The following is a 5,345-nucleotide window of genomic DNA, read 5'->3' as shown; positions in this document are numbered from 1 at the left end:
ACGTGGACATCGACCAGCGTGGGCGTACGGCGCTGCGGGGCGGAGCATTCGGCCAGGGCACAGCGCAGGGCCGCGACGAACTCCAGACAGGTGCCGTAACGGCCTTCCGGGGCTTTGGCCAGGGCCTTCTTCAGCGCCTCGTCGGCGGCCGGCAGGACGCCGTGTCCCGTTTCCTGGCTCAGGACCCTCGCCGACCCCCGGCCGCGGCCCTGCGCCGCGCGCACGAGGTGTACGACGCCGCGCTCACCGCGCACACGGCCGGACTCGAGATCCCCGGCAAGCAGCCGGACAGCTGGACAGCGCGCGGGCTGCGGCCCGGCTGGGAGATGGAGTGGCCCACCGCGAAGGCCGGCCTCTGGCACAACTGCGTCAGCGGGAACTTGCGCAGCGACTTCGTGCTGTAGCTCCGCCCCCGGGACAGGCGCCACGGCGGACGACCAGCCGCCTGTCCCGGGCCTGCCCAACCCGTACAAGACGACAGGGAGAGATCCCAGGATGGACTCCGTCCTGCGCGTTCAGACCCGAATCGGGCGGCGCGCACTCTTACTGACCACCGCCGCCGTGCCGCCGGCCGGCTGGGCCGTGCACGCCATCGCGCTGTACAAGCAGCTCGCCGCCACCCGCAAGGACCCGCTGACCGGGCTTCTGCGCCGTGACGCCCACACCGCCCCTGCCCGCCGGCTCCTGGCCCGCCACCGCGACAGTGGGGCTGTTGTCATGGTCGACGCCGACCACTTCAAGGCCGTGAACGACACGATGGGCCACACGGCCCGGGACACCGTCCTCGCCGCGTTCGGCCTTGTCCTAGGATCCTCCGGCTATGGGGGGCTCTTTTCGTGACCGGTGGCGCCTGACTCGTGCCGTTGCTGTGGCGCTGGCCGCACTGGCCGTGATCGTGTTACTGGGCGTCGTGCTCCTGGTTCTTCCGGGGCTGATGGTCGACCACGACCTCGCAGGTGGCCACCTCGCTGCAGCGGACCGGTTGAACGCGGTGAACAACGTGCGCACCACGCTTCTGCAGACGGTCGGCGGTGCGGTCGTCCTGTTCGGCGCCTATGCCACGTGGCGGCAGCTGCGCGTCAGCCAGGACGGGCTGAACGCAACCCGAGAGGGGAACATCACCGATCGCTTCAGCCGGGCCGTGGATCAGCTCGGCAGTGACAAGCTGGACGTGCGGATCGGAGGCATCTACGCACTGTGGCGGATTGCGGATCATTCCGACCGCGACCGCGAGGCGGTCGTCTCCATCATGGCGGCGTATCTGCGCACGCACCTTCCCTGGCCGCCGCAGGAACCCGCAGTTCCGGCGGCTCACGTGTCCATCAACTCGGTGCCCCCGCTGGAGACCCGCGCCGCGGACGCTCAGACGGCGCTGACCTGCCTCGGGGTCCTGTACCAGGAACGCCGTCCGGAGTGGCTCAACGTCAGCCTGACCGATCTGCGCCGAGCCGACTGTGACGGATTGTGGCTGCACGGAGTCAACCTCGACGGCGCATGCATGGAAGCGGCGAGCGTCTACCAGGTCAACCTGAGCAAGGCGTCACTGATCGCCGCCAACCTGCGGCATGCCGAACTCGGTACCTCCATTCTCCACCGGGTCCGCTGTCTGCAAGCCGATCTGCGCGGCGCACGCCTGGTCAAAGCCGACTTGAGGGCGGCGGACTTCTCCCGTGCGGACCTGCGGGAGGCGAACCTGCGCAAGACCCGTGCCCAGGGCGCCGTGTTCGCCGGCGCGGACCTGCGGTCGGCCGACCTGCGGGGCTGCGACCTCACCGGCGCAGACCTGCGAGAGGCGAAGCTGGAAGGCGCGCTGGCGAGCGACCTCACGATCTGGCCGACCGGCTTCGACGCTCAAACAGCCGGCGTCGTTGTCACCGCGGACCCTGGCATCGAACCGGACAATCTGCTTCCGGCTGCCGCGCTCACGAGGCGAGTCCCGCTGCTGCAATCGGAGCCCATGCATGGTCCGTCAACGTCGGCGAATTGAGCAATCAGGCAGCGCAGTCGATGGGCCGTCCGCCCCAGTGGATGCCCTTCTCGCTGCGGATGCGGGCGCGGTCCCTGCGCTGGGCGGCGAGCACGTCCGGGTGGCGGGCGTTGGCCTTGCGCCAGCGCAGGTAGCGGTGCAGGGCCTGGGTCTGCGCGGGATGGCTGCGGCGGTTTGAGCTGGCCAGGGTGAACCGCCGCAGCGGGCCGAAGTGCGCCTCGATCGGGTTGGCCCAGGAGGCGTAGGTCCGGGTGAAGCACAGTTCGACGTTGTTCTTCTTCGCCCAGCGGCGGATGTCCGCGCCGGTGTGGGCGCAGAGGTTGTCCAGGACGATGCAGGCGGTTGGGCTTGCGCTGTTCGGCCCAGCAGGAACCGCCGGTGGGTCGGATCCCGAGCGGCCCGAACTCGTCGAAGGCGAAGACCAGGCCCGGGAAGTGTTCCAGCACCTGCTCGATACGGTCGAGCTTGGCGTCGCGCTCGGGGTCGGGAGACACCAGCGCGTCCGGGAGCTCGCAGGCGTCGTAGAGGCTGTCCGCCCCGAAGAGCGACTCGCTCGGCACGAGTTCCGCCCAAGACAGGGACATCCGATCGAGGAAGGGGATCCGTCCCTCCCGCGATTCCACCACCACCGGTGGATCCGCCTGCTCGATCTCGTCCAGGGAAATCCCCCAGTACGCGCAGTCCTGATTCTCGCGCCGCAAGACCAGAACACCCTTCACGGCCTCATCGACGTAGAGCCCCGACGGCGGGACCAGGGGATCCTGCCGCCGGGTCAGGTCGTCCCGTCGGCCGAAGAGCGCGAAACCCTCACGCAAGGCAGCCGGAAGCTCAAAGCCCGGATCAGCCGACGCTCCCGAGGCGGTCTGACCAGCAAGGTTCATCTCGCCTGCGATGCTTTCGGCCGCCCGCTCGCCGCGAGGTGGACCTTGTTGCTCTGCCCGCCCCGCGAGCGTCCCAAGAGGGCGGTCTTCAGGCGGAGCTTTCGCCGGCGGCGAACCCGTCGTCGTTCCTGCCGCTCGGGGGCCGCTTCGGCGTCGCGTCCGCTTTGTTCTTCGGGGCTGCCCCCTGTGGCCGGGCCTTCTCCTGTTCGCCGGCGGCCTTCTCCAGGGCGGCGAGGACCTTCTGGCCCCGGTGCATCCCGGCGGCGTCGTGGTGGGCGCGTGCGGTGACGGAGTCGATGCTGACCAGGGACAGGCCACCTCGCTCTGCTTCGCCGCCTCCGCGATCAGGTCCTCCAGCAGGGCATCGAACACGCCGGCGTCCCGCCGCTGGCGGAAGCGATGGGAGACGGTTGACCGGGCACCGAACTCGCTCGGCATCTCCCGCCACTGCCCGCCGGTCGGGAACCGCCAGATCACGCCCTCGAACTGCTGCCGCAGGCTCTTGGGGTACGGGCCGTCCTCGCCGATCGGCAGGCGCGGCTCGATGAACTCTCATTCCTCGTCCGTCAGTTGCGCGCGTGTCACGCACGACGGTCTACCGGGCCAGGGCCCGGAACGGGGCGAAACCCACGGATCGATCACGACCCGATCCGTGCCCTAGGCGGGCTGTGGGGCGGGCGTTGCCGGAGCGGCCGCAGCCTTGCGGGTCTCGCGCATTATCAGCAGGCCGTTGACCACCATCAGTGTCGCGGTCAGGCAGTGGACGCCGAGCGCGGTGGCCACTGAGCCGTGGTGGGCCAGCACGGTTGCCATGTCGCCGTACGCGGCGAGGGCCTCCACCAGCAGCACCCAGCCCAACGCCCGGCGGTGGCCCGTCACCAGCAGGATGCCCAGGACCAGGGCCAGGACGACGTCGCGGATTCCCTTGATGATCAGGAAGCCGCCGCCGTCGCCGGACGGCCAGCTCGGCAGGCCGAAGCCCGGCGCCGTCGTCTCCGGGCTCAGGATGAACTCCATCCCGAACCAGAGGATGAAGAGGATGAAGGCGGCGGCCAGGACAGTATTGATCTTCTTCAGCAACATCGTTCTTCTCCTTGCGGGTCTTCGTCAGCCTGGTGAGCTTCGTGGAGCTTGCTGAGTCGCGTGGGGCCTGATCAGGCCGCGTGGACGCGGCCGCTCAGGGGGCGTAGCGTGCCGGGATCGCGGTTGTGGGATCTGAGCGGCAGCCGCTTTCCCGAATGTCGGGATTTCGGTGGTCAGCCGCCCCCGGGGAGTGGGGATTGTGCGCCACCGGCGCGGTGTCGGCCCGCGGGGTCAGAAATCCGAAGCCCTGTCGGGGTCACCCTGACGGGGCGAAAGCCGTCGACGCGCAGGGGCGAACCAGCGCATGTCGGGGCAGCGGTGGTATCAGACGAGGGCGGCGACCAGCAGGGTGAAGGCGGCGACGATGACGGCGACGCGGACGTAGTGGTAGCGGTTCCAGCGGTGCAGCTGCTGCTTCCAGTCGGCGGGCCGGCTGTCGGGGGTCCAGGTCTTGTTTCGGTTGTTGATCGGCACGAGCAGCAGCATCGACATGACCACGCTGACGATCAGCAGGCCGGCTGCGGTGACGACGAGTCCGGTGCCGTGGTGGTGCCATCCGGCGATGGCCCAGATCGCGCTGAGGACGAGCGAGCCTATGTACCAGAACGGCATCAGGGCGCCGAGCATCCGGCCGCCGTGGGCGTGGCCGAGCTGGCCGCTGTCCTCGGGGAGCGCGTCCAGGATCCGGTTCATGATGAAGGCGACGGAGAACTCCACCCCCACCATCAGGCCGACGATCACGGTGGTGACGACCTCGAGTGCGTTGAGCATGACCCCTCCCGGATCTAGCATCGCTAGCAGTTGAGGCAACGCTAGTACTACTGCCGCTCGCTTGTCTAGCGGTGCTAGAATCGAGCCATGTCGGTACAAGAACGCAAGCAGCGCGAACGGGCGGAGCGCGAGCGCCTCATCGTGGCGACAGCCCGCGAACTCGCCGAGCAGCAGGGCTGGGACGCGGTCACCACCCGCCAGCTCGCCGAGCGCATCGAATACAGCCAGCCTGTCCTCTACAGCCACTTCCGCGGCAAGCGCGAGATCATCGGCGCCGTCGCCCTCCAGGGCGCCACCGAGATGGCCGCGGCCGTGCGGGCCGCGACCTCCGCCGAGGACGACCCGCGCGCCCGGGTCACCGCCCTCGCCCGCGCCTACCTCGACTTCGCCGAGCACAACCCCGCGGTCTACGACGCCCTGTTCCAGCTCGACGGCGGCCTGGCCTACGCGCAGGAAGACACCCCCGAGCCGCTGAAGGACGCCTTCGCCGCCCTGCTGGAGACTCTCGACGCCGTCGCCGGCGACGGCGTCCACCCGGGGCTGTTCACCGAGGTGTTCTGGGCGGCCCTGCACGGCCTTGCGACCCTGACCCGCGCGGGCCGCCTACTGCCCGAGGACGCCGA

6 protein-coding genes and 3 pseudogenes are annotated in these 5,345 nt (G+C 69.6%); 4 read left to right on the top strand and 5 right to left on the bottom strand.

Annotated elements, in window-relative coordinates; genetic code table 11:
- A pseudogene (locus LMU33_RS40580) lies at positions 1-224 on the bottom strand (hypothetical protein); the annotation flags it as partial.
- A gap of 3 nt (positions 225-227) precedes the next feature.
- On the opposite strand from LMU33_RS40580, the gene LMU33_RS40575 reads away from it, so the two are divergent.
- The 3 genes from LMU33_RS40575 (at position 228) to LMU33_RS40565 (ending at position 1,987) form a co-directional block, all read left to right on the top strand.
- On the top strand, positions 228-404 hold the full coding sequence (locus LMU33_RS40575) for a hypothetical protein (protein WP_372478161.1): 177 nt from the start codon (positions 228-230) through the stop codon (positions 402-404).
- A gap of 91 nt (positions 405-495) precedes the next feature.
- Positions 496-840, top strand: a complete 345-nt coding sequence (locus tag LMU33_RS40570) for a diguanylate cyclase (protein ID WP_228627091.1) — start codon at positions 496-498, stop codon at positions 838-840.
- 28 nt (positions 841-868) lie between these two features.
- Entirely contained in the window at positions 869-1,987 is a 1,119-nt protein-coding gene (locus LMU33_RS40565; protein ID WP_228627089.1) for a pentapeptide repeat-containing protein, read from the top strand.
- Between the two features lie 4 nt (positions 1,988-1,991).
- On the opposite strand, the pseudogene LMU33_RS40560 reads toward LMU33_RS40565, so the two are convergent.
- The 4 genes and pseudogenes from LMU33_RS40560 to LMU33_RS40545 form a co-directional block, all read right to left on the bottom strand.
- A pseudogene (locus tag LMU33_RS40560) lies at positions 1,992-2,478 on the bottom strand (transposase); the annotation flags it as partial.
- A 410-nt stretch (positions 2,479-2,888) separates the two neighbouring features.
- Positions 2,889-3,414: pseudogene (locus tag LMU33_RS42185) on the bottom strand (transposase); the annotation flags it as partial.
- A 111-nt stretch (positions 3,415-3,525) separates the two neighbouring features.
- Positions 3,526-3,951: a DUF4267 domain-containing protein gene (locus tag LMU33_RS40550; protein WP_228627085.1), complete on the bottom strand. Its 426-nt coding sequence runs from the start codon at positions 3,949-3,951 to the stop codon at positions 3,526-3,528.
- Positions 3,952-4,275: 324 nt separating this feature from the next.
- On the bottom strand, positions 4,276-4,722 hold the full coding sequence (locus LMU33_RS40545; protein ID WP_228627083.1) for an anthrone oxygenase family protein: 447 nt from the start codon (positions 4,720-4,722) through the stop codon (positions 4,276-4,278).
- An 87-nt stretch (positions 4,723-4,809) separates the two neighbouring features.
- Here LMU33_RS40545 and LMU33_RS40540 point away from each other — a divergent pair.
- Positions 4,810-5,345, top strand: a 536-nt coding sequence (locus tag LMU33_RS40540) for a TetR/AcrR family transcriptional regulator (RefSeq protein WP_228627081.1), incomplete at its 3' end; no start/stop codon positions are given.

Origin of the sequence: Streptomyces barringtoniae (assembly GCF_020819595.1) — a bacterium.
Lineage (GTDB): Bacteria > Actinomycetota > Actinomycetes > Streptomycetales > Streptomycetaceae > Streptomyces > Streptomyces barringtoniae.
The sequence above is the reverse complement of the archived record's forward strand: the minus strand, read 5'-3'. Positions and strand labels throughout refer to the sequence as shown.

Bases quoted from the DNA above. Each gene is read 5' to 3' on its own strand.
- LMU33_RS40545 (WP_228627083.1), bottom strand. From the start codon at position 4,722: ATGCTCAACGCACTCGAGGTCGTCACCACCGTGATCGTCGGCCTGATG.
- LMU33_RS40550 (WP_228627085.1), bottom strand. From the start codon at position 3,951: ATGTTGCTGAAGAAGATCAATACTGTCCTGGCCGCCGCCTTCATCCTC.
- LMU33_RS40570 (WP_228627091.1), top strand. From the start codon at position 496: ATGGACTCCGTCCTGCGCGTTCAGACCCGAATCGGGCGGCGCGCACTC.